Here is a 17,949-nt window from a genome sequence, read left to right as displayed (position 1 = left end):
AGAGTTTTACTGCTTAATAGCGAAGAAGTACCATAATTCTATCAGCTATTGAGGCTGGCAAGCAGGATAATACTCGTATTCCTAGTGACAAAACCCACGGGAATGAAATTACTTTGGCATGCCGATCTAAACCTTTCTTAATTTTTATCGCAGCTTGCTCAGGCGAGATCATAAATGGTTTACTGCCGGTAAACTGATCGCTCATTTTTGTCTCTACAAAACCGGGAGTCACGAGTGTTACAGAAACCAAACTAGGCTTTAACAAAACTCGCATGGCTTCAGCATAAGCCTTAAGCCCTGCTTTACTGGCAGAATACGCCGGGGTCAAAGACATACCATAATAAGCTGCAAGAGAGCTCACATAAGCCACCTGCCCGCTTTTTCTAGCTTGCATATCTAAGACTATGGGGTGAACAACTGCCAAAGCTGCGGTTAAATTAATATCGATTAACTGCTCGATATTCCCCCAAGGCTCAACTACATTATCAACAGTACTGCTCGTTAAACCTGCATTCGAAATACACAGATCTATTTCAAACTGCTCAACTATGGAAGTTGACAGCATCAAAACATCATTGGTGTTTTTAAAGTCTAGACTAAAGAAAACAACGTCTGCCCCCTTTGTCCTACAAGCTTCACTTAACTGATGAAGTTGCTGTTCTTGACGAGCTAACAGAATTAAACGAACACCTGCATTGGCATACACTAGGGATAGTGCTTGACCGATACCACCAGTCGCCCCTGTTATCAAAATGGTTTTCATTACTACTAGAGCCTAAGTCGCCTCAATAGGTTGCTCACTAAAGCTGGGAGGCTCTTGCTCAGTTTCAGGCTCAGGCGGAATACCAAATCGCTTCAAACTACCAGCAATCGCCATTTCAATCCCACGTTTAGAATAAAAACTTCCATTGATCTGAGTATGATCAATAACAACATCTCTGAAGTCTTTGAAAAGCTTTTTGTTCGGTATTTTATTACTACGCCAGAAACAGTCTAAACGCCCTTGAAATGTTAGACCTGGGATATCGTAAATTGCTGTACCGAGGGCAATGGTTGGGCTTTTATGAAACAGCGACGACATACCAACAGTACTGTTAATTAAAACTGTACCTGCCGTATTGTGCAGCATAGTTGGTAAATGGCCACCGTCAAAAAACAAGACCCTATTGCTAACGTCGTAATCTTTACTCACTTTTTTCACGTATTGCTTATGTTTATTGATCCCAGTATCTAAAGGGTGGTTTTTAATTATCAACACTGACTTTTTCGGCGCATGATTAGCAAAAGACTTAATAATATCGTCAGTCGCTTTACTTAAACCTTTAGAGTACGGCGAATGCACCCTGATTTGAGAATCACTATCAAGTTGTAACGGATACACATAGAAAGGAATATTTCGTTTCAATAGTCGCTTCGTCACAAACTTTGCATACTGAGATAACAAAGGCTTTATGGGTGCTCGCCTTACCCACCCAAGATACTCCTGAATTGGACTATGAAGCCTATGTCTAGAATAATGAGGATAATTTCGTTCATCAAAAACACGCCCACTATTGTAATAAACGTCTTGTAGTAAACGTACAGACTGACTGTAACCGGTCTTTTTGCTCTGGACTCCTCTTGGAACTTCCTGAGCGGAATTTCTATAATAGATAGGCGATGTTGGAAGAAGCGCAGAGTTTGCATTAGCGCCACCAGAATCTAACGTGATCCAGTCTGGTCTTAGGTAACCTTCTTCATAGACATGCGTTTCTACATTTTCTAAATTAGCTGCCAACTCAATCGCAGGAATATGGACAGGTCGAGTATCTCCAAACAACACCAAATCTGTCACACCAAGACGCTTGAATAAGTCCTCATAAAAGCTTGGTAAGTCTTCAATAGAACCACGGTAACAAATACTTTCGCCACTACTATGATATTGAGCATCACCACCACAAAACACCACACGACAAGTATCTAGACCAGAAGCTCGGATAGATGAAGCTAAGCGATCAAAAAACGGTGTGGCTACACCTTGAAGAAAGAGAAAGCAGCGTTTATTCACTTAATATACCTTGGGCAATGAAGAGACTAATAACTATATCTTTAAGTAGCATATAAGTAATAAGTTACATAAGTGCGACAAATAGTTCATATAATAAGAAACAGACTGAGACACCCTATTAATATAGCTTATAAAAAGAAATCTGCATGGATAACTTCGCAAATGGACCGGAGGTAACGAAATTAAGACCAATTTAGTGATTTTTTTTTTGTCCTCGTATATCATACCAATCCTGAATCAATTTTGCACGATTCAAATACCCCCTAAGGAGTGTTGCGACCGACTTTCAATGTCGGCTAGGCTTAGGTAGGTATCAAAAATACAACGGCACTCAGTCATATACTTTTAGGAGATTTTTTATGGCTGGGAACCACTTGTTCACATCCGAGTCCGTGTCTGCAGGACATCCAGATAAAATGGCAGATCAGATTTCTGATGCCATCCTTGATGCTATTCTTGCACAAGACAAAACAGCACGTGTTGCATGTGAAACACTTGTTAAAACAGGAATGGTTGTTCTAGCAGGTGAAGTAACAACCTCTGCTGTTATCGACTACGAAGGAATCGTTCGTGAAGTCGTTAATGATATCGGCTACACAAGCTCTGAGATCGGTTTTGATGGCGACACTTGTGCTGTTATTAATGCACTAGGTCAACAGTCTCCAGATATCGCAATGGGCGTAGACCGTGGTGATTTAGAGTCACAGGGCGCTGGTGATCAAGGTCTTATGTTCGGTTACGCAAGTAACGAAACTGACGTATTGATGCCTGCTCCACTGACTTATGCTCACCGTTTAGTTAAACGTCAAGCTGACCTAATGAAATCTGGTGCGCTGCCTTGGCTTCGTCCAGATGCTAAAAGTCAGGTTACATTCCGCTACGAAGGCGACAAGCCTGTTGCAATTGATGCAGTCGTACTCTCTACACAGCACAACCCTGAAATCAGCCAAGCTGATCTTAAAGAAGCTGTGATGGAAATGATTGTTAAGGAAGTTCTTCCTGCTGAATGGCTTACCGCTGACACTCAATACCACATCAACCCTACTGGCCAGTTCATTATTGGTGGACCTGTTGGTGACTGTGGATTGACTGGTCGTAAGATCATCGTTGACACATACGGTGGTATGGCACGTCACGGTGGTGGAGCATTCTCTGGAAAAGACCCATCAAAGGTTGACCGTTCAGCTGCTTATGCTGGTCGTTATGTTGCTAAGAATATCGTTGCAGCAGGTCTTGCAGACCGTTGTGAGATTCAAGTTTCTTATGCAATCGGTGTTGCAGAGCCAACATCTATCTCTGTTGAAACATTCGGCACAGGTAAACTATCTGACGAGAAAATCGAAGCATTAGTACGTTCTAACTTCGACCTACGCCCGTTCGGTATCGTAACAATGATGGACTTGATCCAACCTATCTATCGCCAGACAGCGAGCTATGGCCACTTTGGTCGTGCGGATATCGATCTGCCTTGGGAAAAGACTGATAGAGTAGATGTGCTAAAAGCGGCACTTTAATTTTTTACAACCTTGGCTGAGTAGCGTTGCACCCCTCTTGATTAGGGCTAGGCTCAGCTGAAGTTGACTATGAATCCAACCACGCTACTACAATTTGATTGGAAAATATTATGAACGCACAAGTAGATTCAACATTTACTGATTACCAAGTTGCAGACATGTCTCAAGCAGCATTTGGCCGTAAAGAGCTAAACATTGCCGAAACAGAAATGCCGGGGCTTGTTTCTCTACGTACTAAGTACGCAGACCAGCCACTTAAAGGCGCTCGCATCGCGGGTTCTTTGCACATGACTATCCAGACAGCTGTGTTGATTGAGACACTAGCAGCTCTAGGTGCAGAAGTTCGTTGGGCATCTTGCAACATTTACTCTACACAGGATCACGCAGCAGCAGCTATCGCAGCAGCAGGTATCCCTGTTTTCGCTCATAAAGGCGAAACTCTAGAAGAGTACTGGGAATTCTGTCACAAGATCTTCGATTGGCATGACGGTGGCACACCAAACATGATCCTTGATGATGGTGGTGATGCGACAGGTTTGATCGAGCTAGGTACTAAAGCAGAAAGTGATCTTTCTGTACTAGATAACCCTGGTTCTGAAGAAGAAATCGTTATGTTTGCTTCTATCAAGAAGAAGCTAGCTGAAGATTCAACTTGGTACTCACGTATTCGTGTAGAGATCAAAGGTGTTACTGAAGAGACAACTACGGGTGTTCACCGTCTTTACAAGATGGCTGAAGCAGGCGAACTAACGTTCCCAGCAATCAACGTAAATGACTCTGTTACTAAGTCTAAGTTTGATAATCTATACGGTTGCCGTGAGTCACTAGTTGATTCTATCAAGCGTGCTACAGACGTAATGATCGCTGGTAAGATTGCAGTTGTTGCAGGTTACGGTGATGTTGGTAAAGGTTCTGCACAATCTCTACGTGGTCTTGGTGCTACTGTATGGGTTACTGAAATTGATCCTATCAATGCACTTCAAGCGGCAATGGAAGGCTACCGTGTTGTAACGTTGGATGAAGCTGCTTCTCAAGCTGATATCTTCGTTTCTGCAACAGGTAACTATCACGTTATCACTCATGAGCACATGGCTCAGATGAAGAATCAGGCAATCGTTTGTAACATCGGTCACTTCGATAACGAAATCGACGTTGCTAGCCTAGAGCAGTATGAGTGGGAAGAAATCAAGCCACAGGTAGATCACATCATCTTCCCTGACGGTAAGCGTATCATCCTACTAGCTCAAGGCCGTTTGGTTAACTTGGGTTGTGGTACTGGTCACCCTAGCTTCGTTATGTCTAACTCTTTCACTAACCAAACATTGGCTCAGATCGAGTTGTTTGCGCACCCTGAAAGATATGAGAACGCAGTTTACATGCTTCCAAAGCACCTAGACGAAGAAGTTGCTCGTTTGCACCTTGAGCGTGTTGGTGTAAAACTAACGACGCTAACTCAAGAGCAAGCTGACTACATTAGTGTGCCTGTTGCAGGTCCATACAAAGTAGATCACTACCGCTACTAAGAACGAAAAGCATTTGATGCTTTAATGTTCTAAGCCCCTGAACCTTGGTGATTACTCACCTCGGTTCAGGGGCTTTTTTGTGCCTATGATTTTCACCTAAAAGACTACTACTACGCTTGAGTGATGGGCTTCTTACCAAAAGAGCTCTGAATACGCTCCCACAAAGCTTTAAGCACATTATTCATCCATCGCCCAAGCGGTTGTTCAATTAGCTTATGAATTAGCCATGCTGCTAACATCATCACTAACACCAAAGCTACCAGTAATACATAACGGTTAACTTGCTCGCCAAGCTCATGGTAAATCATGAAACCAATATTCTGATGAATCAGGTAAAGCGGATAAGTTAATACACCCAACTTAACTAACTTTTCAGAATTAAAAAACTGTGTTTTACCCAAAGAAATAAGTAGAAACATAACAAAAAAAGCAGTAATTAATGCACTCGCGATATACGATGAAAAGTCACTACTATAAAGCTGTTCAGCATGCTGCAACTGAGGAATATCCTTAATCAAAGCGACACCTAGACTCACACCGAGCATGACACTTCTATAAACATTCAAGCCATTCTGTTTGATCAAATAGAACAACGCACCGGCAATAAAATAAGATGACCACTCAGTTAAGAATAAAAAGGTTACTATTTTAGGTAATGGCAAAACGACTGTCGCAACAGTTAGCGCTAACCAGCCCGCTAAATACCACTCAATACGGTGAATTTGACCTAACACCAGTAATACGAAAATTAACGCATAAAACTTCAATTCAACCAATAGCGTCCAGTACACACCATCAATCATTTCCACACCAACAAAACCGCTCAACATTGTTAAGTTAAGCAGGTATTGTAGCCATCCGACTTGAAACAGCTCACCGCCCTTCCAGACAATGAACAACGCACTTATCGTTACACAGACCCAAAAGGCGGGGTACAGCCGGGTAATTCGGGAAATAACGAAATGCGCTGCCCCACGCTTAGTGGCCGTCATCAAAATGACAAAACCACTAATAATGAAAAACAACTGCACTCCATACAAGCCATATTTAAAAAAGTCACCAATCACTGGGTACTCAACTGGGCTGTAGCCACCCTCAGCAAACCCGCGAAAGGTATAGTGGTATAGCACCACAGCAAGAGCTGCCAAAAATCGCAGCAAGTCTATTTCATAAAAACGGTCTTTAAGAGCCATCGGAACACCATCTGATATCGTTATTTTGATTATTAAAATCGTTAGTTGGCAATTATCACATTTCGCAACTTATCATGCTCAAGCAACCGCTTCTCGGTACTAGCAAGCTGATTAGCTGACCTAAAATAGTGACAATGATGGTTTAAGCTATGTAGTAGAAGTGACTGAACTTGAAGTTATTGCAGTTGCTTTGGTTAAGTCTGCTGATAAAATTAGCTCAGCAGATTCTGGTGCCGTATTACGGATGTGAATATCTCTCTGGGGAAAGGGAACATCAAAATTGTGCTCACGCAGCACATCATCAATCACCCAATTATAGGCACCCTTTACCCGACCTGGTCGTTTTGACCAACCAGGCTTGACCCAAACGACTAAATCAAACTCTAAAGCGTTATCGCCAAAACCAGACAACCGGACTTGAGGATAATGCCTATCTATCAGATTTAGTGTTGATGGCTGCTTTAAAACAGCCTCTAAAATCACCTCTCGAAGGTGTTCTTTGTTGGATCCGTAGGCAACCGTAAAAGGTAATTTAATACGCAGGTTACCATCCGTCATCGTCCAGTTAGTCACACTACTATTCACGAACTCTGAGTTTGGAACGATGATGTCGATATTGTTGTTAGTTGTGATAACGGTACTACGGATATTGATCTCCCTAACCTCACCCACAACACCGTCAGCTAACTCAATATAATCGCCAACTTTCATACTTCGTTCAAACAACAAAATAATACCTGAGACAAAGTTATTGATAATGTTTTGTAGGCCAAAACCGATACCAATACTCAGCGCACTAGCAACTAAGGCAAGCTTCGTTACATCAATACCTAAACTCGAAAACCCAAATAGCAGCGCAATCCCCATAAAGAACAAACTGAATATACGACTCAAGGTAATGACAGAAGAGTCTTTCACCCCTTTATTGGAACGCTCCGATGCTCGCTTAACCGCATGTCGGAACAATCGAGTTAATACCCAACCGGCTAATAAAATCAGGGAAAAACGGAGTAAACCAAACGAACTGACTGAAGAGTTATTAATGGTGAATAATGGCACCGCCATCCAATCTTGAAACTTCTGCCAACTTTGTCGAATAGTGTCATCAGCCTTCTCGACAAGTACTTCTGCCCCTCGTGCGCTCATCGATAACTTTGTATCAATGACCTCAACAAGCAACGACAAGTCATAACCAAAGTGAGATAACTCGTTAAGAGAATCATCTACCTGATCAACCAATACAGCGCGCTGCCCTGCACTTTGTGCCGCTTGAGCATCATCCGACTTTTCGACGACATCCTTTATGGACTCAACCAAGTCTGATTCCTGCTTAATTCTCTTATAAGCGGACTCTAACCATTCTGTATTTTCATCTAAACGTGCCTCAGCTTGTTTTTGTCGCGCTCTAACTTCATCACGATCAGCATCAGCAATTGCACCGTCAAAAGATGCTATATCCACCGTCAATAGCTGGGCAAGCTGTTGAGTCTCAGTAAGCCGTAACTGAGCCTCACGCAATAAAATCTTCTGGCTTAGTATGACTTTCTGCTGTTGTGACACAACAGTATCCGAACTCAGCGCAAGCTCTTTACTTCGAATACCCTCTAGCTCAACACGGTGCGTCTCGGCAACTTGCTGCAACCTCTTGAACTCACGCTTCGCCTCCTCAAGCGACTCAGGCAACACTACCAACCGCTCTATTTGCTCTTGCTCTAATTTGACAAGACGAGACAAATAACTCTGCTGGTTTTTCAATCGCTGACTTAGCACACTACTATTTAAACTGACTAAAGCCTGATTAGACTGCTGCTGAATCCAACTCAGCCCTTCCATTAAGTTACTTTCCGAGGCTTGCTGACGTGCTTTATAAACCGTAACGGCTTCAGCAACTGCTTTCTTTTTATCCTTCAACAGCGTTTCGAACTGCTCTTGATCTGACTTTAGAAGCTCTAACTCAGATTCACCTTTACGTCGCTCGCTAACAAAACGCTGTACCTCAGCCAAACTGTATTGGGCTTTATATTCTTCAGAGGGGAGTGGCTTTACCGGAAGTGGCGTCGTTCGCTTTTTATAATATTGATCGAGTGAATCAATAATTTGCTCCGAAATAAGGAGTGCTTCGGGCGGCTCTTGAACAAAGGCAAGGTCACTTTTTGCCTCTTCAATGCGTTTTTCTAAGACTTTAGTGTCGACTTTACTGAAAGAGTCCCACCAATTTATGTCGAGACGCATTGGCCAAGGGAGCAATGGCGATTCTTCTGCGTCATCAGCAGCAAAGGCTGAAAAACTAAATAATAGACTAACTAAGCATAGGAGAATTAGATGACGGCTACCCGTTGTAACTTTCTTCAAAAATCCCCCTATGCTTAACGTTTATTTTTTCAAAATGCGATTAATAACCAAGGTAACCTCATCACCATGAGAGACCTGCTCAACTTCCACAATTAAGTCACCATTTTGACTAATCGCATCACCACTTTTAGAGACTCTCGCTCCCACAATCAATGTTGAAAAAGATGACAACTTAAATTGTGGCATCATCGCCATCGTATCATCCAGTATCATCGTTATCGGAAGATTCTTCACCTGCAGTCGCTTAGCGGCTAACGGCAATGGAGGTCCTGTCTGAGCTTTTGCATATAAAAATACGCTATCCTCAGGAGAGACTCGCTCTAAAAATTCGTCACTCAAACTGACTTTCAGCGTAATCTGAACAACCTTATCACTGTCAGCCTTTGATACTTCAGTAGCCTGATCTGTTGATACAAGCTCCTTTGCGGCCGAAGGCTCTGCACTTTCAGTAGTAGACGGCTTAACTTCAGAAGCAACTGCACCTGAAGATGCTGCGTTGGCTTGTTGAGTCACTAGCGCCGCTTTAGCACGAGTAATCAACACATCTAATTGCACCTGTTCTTGAGGGTTATCATTTAGCAGTGGGCGTAAGACTGCCCAACGCTCTAAAGCCTTCTGATGATTACCTTCCTGCTCAAAACCCATACCAGACAACCATAAGCCCGTCGTGTGGTTAGGCACTTTGAGTAACGCTTTCTCAATTAATTCTTTTGGCTCACCAGCCATAGTACCCTGCTGTTTCATTGACATAGCATCTGCTAACATCAACATAACTTCCGGCTCATCGGGCTGAAGCTTATAAAGATTTCCGTAAGCCTCTATTGCACCATCAAAACGCTGCATCATCATGTAAGAGCGACCCAACATGTACCAACCTTCGGCATTAGCAGGGTTTTTACGTAACTTGTCGTGCAGGCTAGATACCAATTTCTCAATATCAGGCTTACCGTCTGCCGTCAAAGGTACCTCTTGAGGTTTTGACTGTTCTGCTAATACTTGGGCATTAGGCGTACCCAACTCCAAATATAGTGCGATGGCCGCCATCGGTATGAATAACACCAAAAACGCAGCGCTCATCCATGATGAGGTACTCGTTTTATTCGCAACCGCAGAGTCAGATTGACCACTAACATCTTGCAATAACGACTGCTCTAACTCATCACGTCGCTCACGATATTGGTCGCTATCCACTTCGCCTCGCTCAAAGCTCGACTCCAACTCAGCAACTTGCTCACGTACAATTAATATATTTTGCTGTTTACGGTCATCAACCACTTCATCCGTTGTACGAAACAAAGGAAGTAACACATACGCAACCGCTATGATCAGCAGCCCTGCAATAAAAAACCAAAGCATGATTTATCCTTTATTCTGATCTAACATTTCACGCACTTGCTGTCGCTGCGCATCACTTAACGAAGGCTCTGCTTTCTTGGTTATTGCTTGTGAGCGAACCCAACGAACAACTAACCAAAGCGCGAGAAATAAAAATATGATTGGCCCTAGCCATAACAATATTGTCTTAAGTTGAAAACTCGGTCGATACAAAACAAAGTCACCATAACGAGCGACCATATAGTCGACGACATCATCTCGACTCTTACCTGACTCTACCATTTCGTACACTTTTGCCCGCAGGTCTTTAGCTAGGCCAGCATCTGACCCCCCAATTGTCTGGTTTTGGCACACTAAGCACCGCAATTCATTAACCAAGGTATTGTAGTTTTCTTCACTCTCAACCGATGAGAAAGTCAGCCTTTCAGCACCATCTTCAGCGAAGACTGTCGCCGTACCAGCAAACGCGATACAGCAGAGTAAACTCAACATAAAACGACGCATTAGATCTTCTCCTCACGCAGTTTTAATACCAACGGGAGTAGTGTATCAACGACCGTCTCATCAAAAACAGGACCAATTTGCTTATGCCTAATGATGCCTTTTTTATCAATAACAAATGTCTCTGGTACACCATAAACACCGTAATCGATACCGACATCACCCTTATAATCGAAAGCAATATGTTGGTAAGGATTTCCTAAAGCGGCCAGCCAATTCTTAGCATCTTCCGCCTCATCTTTATAATTCAAACCAACCACAGGAATTTTCTCAGCGTTAATAAAAGCACTAAGTACTTCATGCTCAGCACGACAAGCAAAACACCAAGATGCAAATACATTTAGCATCCAAACCTGTCCTTTAAGGTCAGCGGGCGAAATCGTTTTACCGTCCTTCATAAGCTCAGGTAACACAAACTGAGGGACAGGCTTACCAATAAACGGTGATGGAACTTCGCGTGGTTTTAAACCCAAACCGACCCCTAGAAACACTACCAACACTGCAAAAACAGCTAAAGGAATTAGTGCGCTCTTTTTCATGCCACTGCCTCTTTTACATCTGATTTAGTAGGCTGCTGAACGACTGGCTTTTCTTCCCGTCGTCTTACGCGTCTATAGCGCTTATCAAAGGCAGCAAATAGACCACCCAAGGACATCAACGCTGCACCCAACCAAACCCAGTTAACGACAGGTTTATGATAAATACGTACGCTCCATGCATCATTACCCAGAGGCTCACCCAATGCGACGAATAAATCGCGGAAGAAACCACCGTCAATCCCCGCTTCTGTCATAGGCATAGTGTCTTGGCCATAGTTACGCTTTTCAGGGTGCAATGTCACAATCGACTCACTCCCACGCGTTACCACAATCTCACCACGCTGTGCGATATAGTTAGGCCCTTGAATTTCTTTCACACCATTAAACAAGAAACTATAGCCGCTCATTTCATAGTTTTGACCTTGAACTAATCGAACATCTTTTTCAGTACTGTAAACCGAGGTCAACGTAATACCTGCGACCATCACCGCAAAACCAATGTGTGCGATTGATGCGCCCCATACTGCCAACGGTAGTTTAAATGGTGAACGCCCCTGCTCTTGAACCCAAAGCAATGCAGTCAAGCTCACCCATGACGCAAGGAACACGCCCAACACCGCTTTAATATCAAAGAAATCCATCAGCAAAATTGGCACTAAAAATGCTGTCACTAGCGCGACTAATAACACCCAACGAACCTTACTAAATACTCGCTCTGGTTTATCTTTTTTCCAGCGCAAAAACAGTCCAAACCCCATTGCTGACGCTAGCACTGCGCCTAATGGAATGGATAAAGTATTAAAGTATGGAGGCCCTACTGAAATCTTACCGCCACCCAGTGAATCAACAAACAACGGATATAAAGTACCTAGCAACACGGTTACTGTCATCGCAATCAGTGCGATATTATTAACTAAAAGGCCCATTTCACGTGAAACCAGATCAAACGTACCTGTTGATTTTAGTTTCGGCGCTCTAAAGGCATAAAGTAGTAGTGAAGAACCAACCACTAATATTAAGAATATAAGGATAAACAAACCACGCTCAGGGTCACTTGCAAAGGCATGAACCGATGTCAGCACGCCTGAACGAACTAGGAATGTACCCAACAAACTTAACGAGAATGCAAAGATCGCAAGCAACACAGTCCACGACTTAAATGCCGCACGTTTTTCTGTTACTGCTAAAGAATGAATAAGTGCTGTTCCCACCAACCAAGGCATCAAAGAAGCATTTTCCACAGGGTCCCAGAACCACCAACCGCCCCAACCCAATTCGTAATATGCCCACCAACTACCAAGAGCAATACCAATCGTTAGGAATACCCAAGCGATATTCGTCCAAGGTCTTGCCCAGCGCGCCCAAGCTGCATCTAACTTGCCGCCCAACATTGCTGCAATAGCAAAAGCAAAGGCTACAGAGAAACCTACATATCCCATGTACAACATCGGCGGGTGAATCGCTAAGCCCGGATCTTGTAGCAAAGGATTCAGTGTTTTACCTTCAAGCGGTATTGGAAATAACCGTTCAAATGGGTTTGATGTCATCAAGGTGAATAGTAAAAAGCCCACACCAATCATACCCATGACACTAAGAACACGTGCCAGCATGACTGCCGAGATACCTTTACTAAAGACAGATACCAAGTATGCCCATACTGCGAGAATCAACACCCACAACAACAACGACCCTTCGTGTGCGCCCCATACTGCTGAGACCTTATAAATAGTCGGCATCAACGTGTTGGAGTTGCTAGCCACATACAATACAGAGAAGTCGCTAATTAGAAATGAAGCCGTTAAACACGCAAACGATACGATCAGACACAATAACTGTGCACGTGCCGTTGGCTTTGCTAGCGCAATCCATTGTGCGTTATTTGTCGCAGCGCCTAGTATAGGAAAGACCGACTGAACGATGGCAACCACCAACGCGAGTACTAAGGCGAAATGCCCAATCTCAGGTAGCATTAATAGGTAACCTCTGTCGTTTTATCAGGTGCTGGAGCATGTTCTTTTTTCAAAACATCCTTCAGCTCTTCTGGCATGTATTCAGCATCATGTTTTGCTAGTACTTCTTCAGCAATCATGACTTTGTCCGAGTTTAACTTCCCTCGTACAACGGCGCTCTGCTCTTCTTTAAATAAGTCAGGCAAGATTCGGTCATACGTCACCGTCACTTCATTCCCTCGATTATCTGTTAAGACAAAACTCAAATCCAAACTCGTATCACTACGCTTTAGACTGCCCTTCTTAACCAAACCACCTACTCGAATGAGTTTATTTTCTGGCACTTCACCAGCCAATACCGTTTCAGGGGCATATAAATACGCTAAGTTACTTTGCATCGCCTTAGTAATCATGACGGAGGAACCTGCCACCGCGCACAAGCCTAAGATAATAAATACGATTCGTTTCTGTCTGGCAGTCATTAGCTTTTCTCAGTTTGGCTTGCCGTATTTTCTCGGCTCGCTTGGCGTCGATTTTGACGTTTAATATTTTTAATCAGTTGGCGATGCTTGATCGATAACAGTACCGGCTCAAGTATCATTAATACTGCGACTGCTCCCATTGAGCACCACACGTAGAAGCCATAGCCTCCCATCGCAAAAAACTCACTCATTTCAACGCCTCCAATCGTGCAACCCAACTCGACTTACGTTCACGCTGCAAAATAATGTTTCGGGTACGCATCAAAATCACCGCAAAACAATACATCCAAAAACCAGCAACCGTCGTCATAATGGCAATGAATATATTAGTTTCTATACGTTCCATCGATGATTCCTGATGCAACGAAGCACACGCATTTGGGTCAGGGCAATTAATCGAATAATAGATCACAGGCACAATCGCTAAACCTACCATCGCTAATACCGCAGAGGCTCTATCGGCACGTCGGTTGTCGTCAATCGCTGAGTGTAGTGCTATGTAGCCCATATACAAAAATAACAGAATCAACTGTGTGGTCATTCGCGGGTCCCAGTCCCACCATGTGCCCCAGCTAGTTTGCCCCCAAAATGCTCCCGTCCATAACGACAATGCAGTCATAATTGCGCCGGTCACGGCAGTTGCACAGGCAAACATATATGACAGTCTGGTATTGAATATAAGTCCTAATACGGCCCAAAACACCATAACCACGTATAACCACATCGCCATCCAAGCGCTTGCGATATGGACAAAAATAATGCGGTAATATTGTTTTTGATCAGACAGCACATCTGGTGTTTGAAAAAAGCCCCAGTACAAACCACCCAATGTCAGCACGATAGCCAATACCATAAACACCGGAATTAGCTTCCCAGCGAGAGGATAAAAGCTTGCCGGTGATGAATACTTAAACCAATTAATAGTCATTGCGTTAGGTCCTTATTCAACCGAAATACGTAGTGATGCTGCCGTGGCCCACGGTGCAAACACTAATGCCAACAGTAAAAACGCTGACAATAATAAATAATAAGGCTGCAAGGAAATACCACCCTGCATACTTGCTGCTACTGCGCCTGCCCCATACACCAACACGGGTATATATAAAGGCAACACCAGTAACGAAATCAAAACACCACCACCGCGTAAGCCAAGGGTCAATGCTGCACCAATCGCACCTACCATGCTTAACACGGGAGTCCCAATCAGTAACACCGACATCATCGTCAGCGTCGTGGAAAAATCTAAATGGTATTGTAAGGCTGCCAGTGGCGCAATTAACACCAACGGTAATCCTGTCAATAACCAGTGTGCCAATATTTTGGCAAACACTAATACCCCTAATGGCTGCGGTGTCAGTAACATTTGCTCTAATGTTCCGTCCGCAAAGTCATTGGCAAAGATACGCTCTAACGCCAATGTAGATGCAAGTAAAGCAGCAACCCAAATAATGCCAGGCGCAATTTGCTGGAGCATCGCCTTTTCAAAACCAACACCTAACGGGAAAATACTCACGACGATAATAAAGAAAAACAAGACGGTGAATATGTCACTGCGACGACGCATCGCCAACAGTAAGTCACGCTTGAGTACCGCTAAAAACGACTTAAGCATATTGATCCAAGGAAATGCGCTGCATTTTTTCAGCAGGTAATGGAACCGCCTGATGCGTGGTTAACATCACCATGCCCTCGTTTTCAACATGTGTGACTAAGATTGACTGCAATAATTCAACGGCTGCAACATCTAATGCTACAAAAGGCTCATCTAATACCCAGAGTGCAGCATCCGTCAACAACAAACGACTTAAAGCAACTCGACGTTGTTGGCCTTGAGACATTTGTCGCACAGGCACGTCTTCATAACCTGCTAATCCCATTTTTAACAAAGCATCTTCTATCTGCACTTCTGTCAAAGGTTGCCCAGCAAGGCGACATAACAACTGTAAATTTTCCAACGGTGTTAGGTCTAGTTTCAACGCATTTTGATGACCTATATAGAGTAGTTGACGATAATACTCATCGGGGGTTCGCTTTGTAAGCTCACCCTTCCATTCTATATTCCCTTCATCTGCTAAAAACAGACCGCAAACAGTCCGTAGTAACGTCGTTTTACCACTGCCGTTTCTGCCTTCTACCCACAATAATTGCCCAGCATTTAGCGTGAAGCTAAGCCCCTGAAAAACCGTCAGATCACCTCGGCTACATTGCAGTTTTTGAACAGATAATGTCACGATAGATACTTTGCGCTTAATAAAATGGTGCAGTATATAAGATGCACACGGTGAATGAAATGAAAGCGGTACCCTAGTATATGACCGCTTAGTAACCCGATTATACTCTCAGTACTTGAACTGGATAGGGGTACAGCCATATAGTACGGACAAATTTACTATTATCATGGGACACGACAATGAAACATATTAAAAAAGCAGCGTCTTATTCAATGGTTGGCGGCCTAGGCTTAGTTGTTCTAGCTAATTTGCAGGGTTGTGGTTCAGAAGAAGCGCAACAACCGCCTATCGCACCGGCTGAACAAAAAGAAAATATTGGCCAGCTTGAAAGCGATCTTAAGCAGCAAAACTACTTCCTAGTTATTCAGCAGATCTCTACTAACCCAGATAAATATGAGCTAGCAGAACGTTACCCTACAGAAGGTGATACTCGTGCTGTACTTAAGACTTTAGACGGTAAGGAAAAAGTACTTAGCAATGCTGAGCTAAAGACACTTGCTCAAGCAGAAGCTGACAAGGTTGAAGCAGGCACATCTGAACTTACAAAGCCTGCTAGTGAAGCACAAGCGAGTGGCGGTGGTGGACTTGGTTTGGGTGAAATGATCCTTGCAAGTGCGGCAGGTGCGCTAATCGGTGGAATGCTTGCAAACAGACTATCAAACAATGCCAATGCTCGTGCACGTACCAATGCAAGCACGCGTCCTGGCGCAACTGTTTCAAGTGCTAACAACAGAGCACGTACTGCACCTAAAGCATCTGCTAAGCCAAAAAGTGGTTTTGGTGGAAGCAAAGGCGCTGCCTCTTCTTCACGCGCTAGCTCTTTTGGAGGCTAACCCTTGATTCATACTTTATCGGTAGAACCTGTTAGTCAGGATTTAATGGAAGAAATCGGCTTCACTTGGCATACCGACCCAGATGGATCTTCCTACGTTGCTCCAGAGTTAGTTAAAGTCACTGAAGCAGAAGCTGAAGGTTATTACGAAGCAGCCAACGCGCTTTACGATATGTTTGCCGAAGCAGGTCAGCATGTTATTGATAATGACCTTTTCGCAGAGCTAGGCATCCCAGAAAACCTTATCCAACTTGTTAAATTAAGTTGGGATGATGATGACTGGCACTTGTATGGTCGCTTTGATTTTGCTGGTGGTTTAAATGGTGAGCCGATTAAACTACTTGAGTTTAACGCGGATACACCAACAAGCTTATTTGAAACTTGCATCATCCAGTGGGCACTACTGAAAAGTAATGGCATGGATGAAGAAGCACAGTTCAATAACGCTTATGAAATGATTGCTGATAACTTTAAGCGCCTAATTACGAACGATGATGGCCTTGAAAAGTTTGACGAGTACTACAACGGCGAGCGTATTTTGTTCTCGAGCGCACGTGATCTACCGGAAGATGAGCAAACAACACGTTTGTTACAACGTATTGCGGTAGATGCTGGCTTTAGTACTGACTTCTGCTACATCGATGAAGCGGGTTTCTTGCCAGATGAAGGTGTATTCAACAAGGACCAAGACCTGACTAACTTCTGGTTTAAGTTGTGGCCTTGGGAAGATATGGCGGCAGATGAGCCAGAGCTAATTGAACTACTAACAGAAACTGCGCGTAAGCGTAAAGCAGTATTCATCAACCCTGCTTATACCATTCTGTTCCAGAGCAAGGGTATCTTGAAGGTTCTACATGACTTATTCCCTGATTCACCTTACTTGCTTGCCGCTGGTTACGAGCCACTAGAAGGCGTTAAGCATGTGTCTAAGCCATTATTTGGTCGTGAAGGTGCCAATGTCTCTATCGTTACTGAAAGTGGTGATGTAGAAAGTTCTACGGACGGGCCATATGGCATTCATCCGATGCTTTATCAAGAGTATGTTGAACTAGAGCAGGATGCGAAAGGTCTGACCTATCAAGCCGGTGTTTTCTTCGCTTATGAAGCGTGTGGTTTGGGCTTCCGACGCGGACCAAAGATTTTAAACGATACTGCTACATTCGTACCGCATATCATCAGCGAGTAAACTCGCGACACCTAAGAGTTAGTTGTCACACAACTAAAATCAAAATATCCCCAACAGGTGATAGGGCCTGTTAGGGATAACTCCCTTGCAACTTATTATTTTGGTTTATGGTGGCTAATCAACTGCCGTATCGTTAATGTAATACCGTAAAGGCGTTTAGGTATTACTAACACGCCAACTGCCAAGCCCTATCAGGATTGCAACTCCCAAACTTACAGGGGTATAGCTACTTCATCTACATTGTTAGTGTAACATCTAGCCACAA

General features: G+C 43.6%; 17 protein-coding genes and 1 riboswitch. Of the genes, 4 read left to right on the top strand and 13 right to left on the bottom strand.

Annotation, left to right across the window (positions count from 1 at the left end; genetic code table 11):
* Positions 1-13: 13 nt before the first annotated feature.
* Both DKT75_RS13810 and DKT75_RS13805 read right to left on the bottom strand, forming a co-directional pair.
* Entirely contained in the window at positions 14-763 is a 750-nt protein-coding gene (locus DKT75_RS13810) for an SDR family NAD(P)-dependent oxidoreductase (protein WP_109824028.1), read from the bottom strand.
* A gap of 12 nt (positions 764-775) precedes the next feature.
* On the bottom strand, positions 776-2,047 hold the full coding sequence (locus DKT75_RS13805; RefSeq protein ID WP_109824027.1) for a capsule biosynthesis protein: 1,272 nt from the start codon (positions 2,045-2,047) through the stop codon (positions 776-778).
* Between the two features lie 259 nt (positions 2,048-2,306).
* Positions 2,307-2,387: riboswitch (S-adenosyl-L-homocysteine riboswitch) on the top strand.
* A gap of 19 nt (positions 2,388-2,406) precedes the next feature.
* On the opposite strand from DKT75_RS13805, the gene metK reads away from it, so the two are divergent.
* Positions 2,407-3,561: a methionine adenosyltransferase gene (metK, locus tag DKT75_RS13800; protein WP_109824026.1), complete on the top strand. Its 1,155-nt coding sequence runs from the start codon at positions 2,407-2,409 to the stop codon at positions 3,559-3,561.
* Positions 3,562-3,671: 110 nt separating this feature from the next.
* Positions 3,672-5,084, top strand: coding sequence for an adenosylhomocysteinase (gene ahcY / locus DKT75_RS13795; protein WP_109824025.1), 1,413 nt, complete (start codon positions 3,672-3,674; stop codon positions 5,082-5,084).
* A gap of 110 nt (positions 5,085-5,194) precedes the next feature.
* Here ahcY and DKT75_RS13790 read toward each other — a convergent pair whose 3' ends face one another.
* From DKT75_RS13790 to ccmA, 11 genes are all read right to left on the bottom strand, one after another.
* Positions 5,195-6,277, bottom strand: a complete 1,083-nt coding sequence (locus DKT75_RS13790) for an acyltransferase family protein (protein ID WP_109824024.1) — start codon at positions 6,275-6,277, stop codon at positions 5,195-5,197.
* A 147-nt stretch (positions 6,278-6,424) separates the two neighbouring features.
* Entirely contained in the window at positions 6,425-8,629 is a 2,205-nt protein-coding gene (locus DKT75_RS13785; RefSeq protein WP_109824023.1) for a mechanosensitive ion channel domain-containing protein, read from the bottom strand.
* A 21-nt stretch (positions 8,630-8,650) separates the two neighbouring features.
* A complete protein-coding gene (gene ccmI, locus DKT75_RS13780; RefSeq protein ID WP_109824022.1) occupies positions 8,651-9,985 on the bottom strand; it encodes a c-type cytochrome biogenesis protein CcmI in 1,335 nt (444 codons plus the stop codon).
* A 3-nt stretch (positions 9,986-9,988) separates the two neighbouring features.
* Positions 9,989-10,468, bottom strand: coding sequence for a cytochrome c-type biogenesis protein (locus DKT75_RS13775; RefSeq protein WP_109824021.1), 480 nt, complete (start codon positions 10,466-10,468; stop codon positions 9,989-9,991).
* Positions 10,468-11,004: a DsbE family thiol:disulfide interchange protein gene (locus tag DKT75_RS13770; protein ID WP_109824020.1), complete on the bottom strand. Its 537-nt coding sequence runs from the start codon at positions 11,002-11,004 to the stop codon at positions 10,468-10,470. The genes DKT75_RS13775 and DKT75_RS13770 overlap by 1 nt, the downstream gene beginning before the upstream one ends.
* The gene (locus tag DKT75_RS13765; RefSeq protein WP_109824019.1) at positions 11,001-12,974 is read right to left on the bottom strand and encodes a heme lyase CcmF/NrfE family subunit; all 1,974 of its coding nucleotides are present in this window, start codon (positions 12,972-12,974) and stop codon (positions 11,001-11,003) included. The genes DKT75_RS13770 and DKT75_RS13765 overlap by 4 nt, the downstream gene beginning before the upstream one ends.
* Positions 12,974-13,435, bottom strand: a complete 462-nt coding sequence (locus DKT75_RS13760; RefSeq protein ID WP_109824018.1) for a cytochrome c maturation protein CcmE — start codon at positions 13,433-13,435, stop codon at positions 12,974-12,976. The genes DKT75_RS13765 and DKT75_RS13760 overlap by 1 nt, the downstream gene beginning before the upstream one ends.
* Positions 13,435-13,626 (bottom strand): heme exporter protein CcmD, encoded by a 192-nt coding sequence (gene ccmD, locus DKT75_RS13755; RefSeq protein ID WP_109824017.1) that lies wholly within the window; start codon positions 13,624-13,626, stop codon positions 13,435-13,437. Before ccmD ends, DKT75_RS13760 begins: the two co-directional genes overlap by 1 nt.
* Positions 13,623-14,363: a cytochrome c biogenesis protein CcsA gene (gene ccsA / locus DKT75_RS13750; RefSeq protein WP_109824016.1), complete on the bottom strand. Its 741-nt coding sequence runs from the start codon at positions 14,361-14,363 to the stop codon at positions 13,623-13,625. The genes ccmD and ccsA overlap by 4 nt, the downstream gene beginning before the upstream one ends.
* A 12-nt stretch (positions 14,364-14,375) precedes the next feature.
* The gene (gene ccmB, locus DKT75_RS13745; RefSeq protein ID WP_109824015.1) at positions 14,376-15,047 is read right to left on the bottom strand and encodes a heme exporter protein CcmB; all 672 of its coding nucleotides are present in this window, start codon (positions 15,045-15,047) and stop codon (positions 14,376-14,378) included.
* The gene (ccmA, locus tag DKT75_RS13740; RefSeq protein WP_109824014.1) at positions 15,040-15,666 is read right to left on the bottom strand and encodes a cytochrome c biogenesis heme-transporting ATPase CcmA; all 627 of its coding nucleotides are present in this window, start codon (positions 15,664-15,666) and stop codon (positions 15,040-15,042) included. Before ccmA ends, ccmB begins: the two co-directional genes overlap by 8 nt.
* Before the next feature lie 179 nt (positions 15,667-15,845).
* Here ccmA and DKT75_RS13735 point away from each other — a divergent pair, with 179 nt between their 5' ends.
* Both DKT75_RS13735 and DKT75_RS13730 read left to right on the top strand, forming a co-directional pair.
* Complete coding sequence (locus DKT75_RS13735; RefSeq protein WP_109824013.1) at positions 15,846-16,499, top strand: Cj0371 family chemotaxis-regulating polar lipoprotein; 654 nt, start codon at positions 15,846-15,848, stop codon at positions 16,497-16,499.
* Positions 16,500-16,502: 3 nt separating this feature from the next.
* Positions 16,503-17,684, top strand: coding sequence for a glutathionylspermidine synthase family protein (locus DKT75_RS13730; RefSeq protein ID WP_170310675.1), 1,182 nt, complete (start codon positions 16,503-16,505; stop codon positions 17,682-17,684).
* The last annotated feature ends 265 nt before the right edge of the window (positions 17,685-17,949 follow it).

This window comes from Leucothrix arctica (genome assembly GCF_003172895.1).
GTDB classification, from domain to species: Bacteria; Pseudomonadota; Gammaproteobacteria; order Thiotrichales; family Thiotrichaceae; genus Leucothrix; species Leucothrix arctica.
The sequence above is the reverse complement of the archived record's forward strand: the minus strand, read 5'-3'. Positions and strand labels throughout refer to the sequence as shown.

Bases quoted from the DNA above. Each gene is read 5' to 3' on its own strand.
- DKT75_RS13810 (WP_109824028.1), bottom strand. From the start codon at position 763: ATGAAAACCATTTTGATAACAGGGGCGACTGGTGGTATCGGTCAAGCA.
- metK (WP_109824026.1), top strand. From the start codon at position 2,407: ATGGCTGGGAACCACTTGTTCACATCCGAGTCCGTGTCTGCAGGACAT.
- ahcY (WP_109824025.1), top strand. From the start codon at position 3,672: ATGAACGCACAAGTAGATTCAACATTTACTGATTACCAAGTTGCAGAC.
- DKT75_RS13790 (WP_109824024.1), bottom strand. From the start codon at position 6,277: ATGGCTCTTAAAGACCGTTTTTATGAAATAGACTTGCTGCGATTTTTG.
- ccmI (WP_109824022.1), bottom strand. From the start codon at position 9,985: ATGCTTTGGTTTTTTATTGCAGGGCTGCTGATCATAGCGGTTGCGTAT.
- DKT75_RS13775 (WP_109824021.1), bottom strand. From the start codon at position 10,468: ATGCGTCGTTTTATGTTGAGTTTACTCTGCTGTATCGCGTTTGCTGGT.
- DKT75_RS13770 (WP_109824020.1), bottom strand. From the start codon at position 11,004: ATGAAAAAGAGCGCACTAATTCCTTTAGCTGTTTTTGCAGTGTTGGTA.
- DKT75_RS13765 (WP_109824019.1), bottom strand. From the start codon at position 12,974: ATGCTACCTGAGATTGGGCATTTCGCCTTAGTACTCGCGTTGGTGGTT.
- DKT75_RS13760 (WP_109824018.1), bottom strand. From the start codon at position 13,435: ATGACTGCCAGACAGAAACGAATCGTATTTATTATCTTAGGCTTGTGC.
- ccmD (WP_109824017.1), bottom strand. From the start codon at position 13,626: ATGAGTGAGTTTTTTGCGATGGGAGGCTATGGCTTCTACGTGTGGTGC.
- ccsA (WP_109824016.1), bottom strand. From the start codon at position 14,363: ATGACTATTAATTGGTTTAAGTATTCATCACCGGCAAGCTTTTATCCT.
- ccmB (WP_109824015.1), bottom strand. From the start codon at position 15,047: ATGCTTAAGTCGTTTTTAGCGGTACTCAAGCGTGACTTACTGTTGGCG.
- DKT75_RS13735 (WP_109824013.1), top strand. From the start codon at position 15,846: ATGAAACATATTAAAAAAGCAGCGTCTTATTCAATGGTTGGCGGCCTA.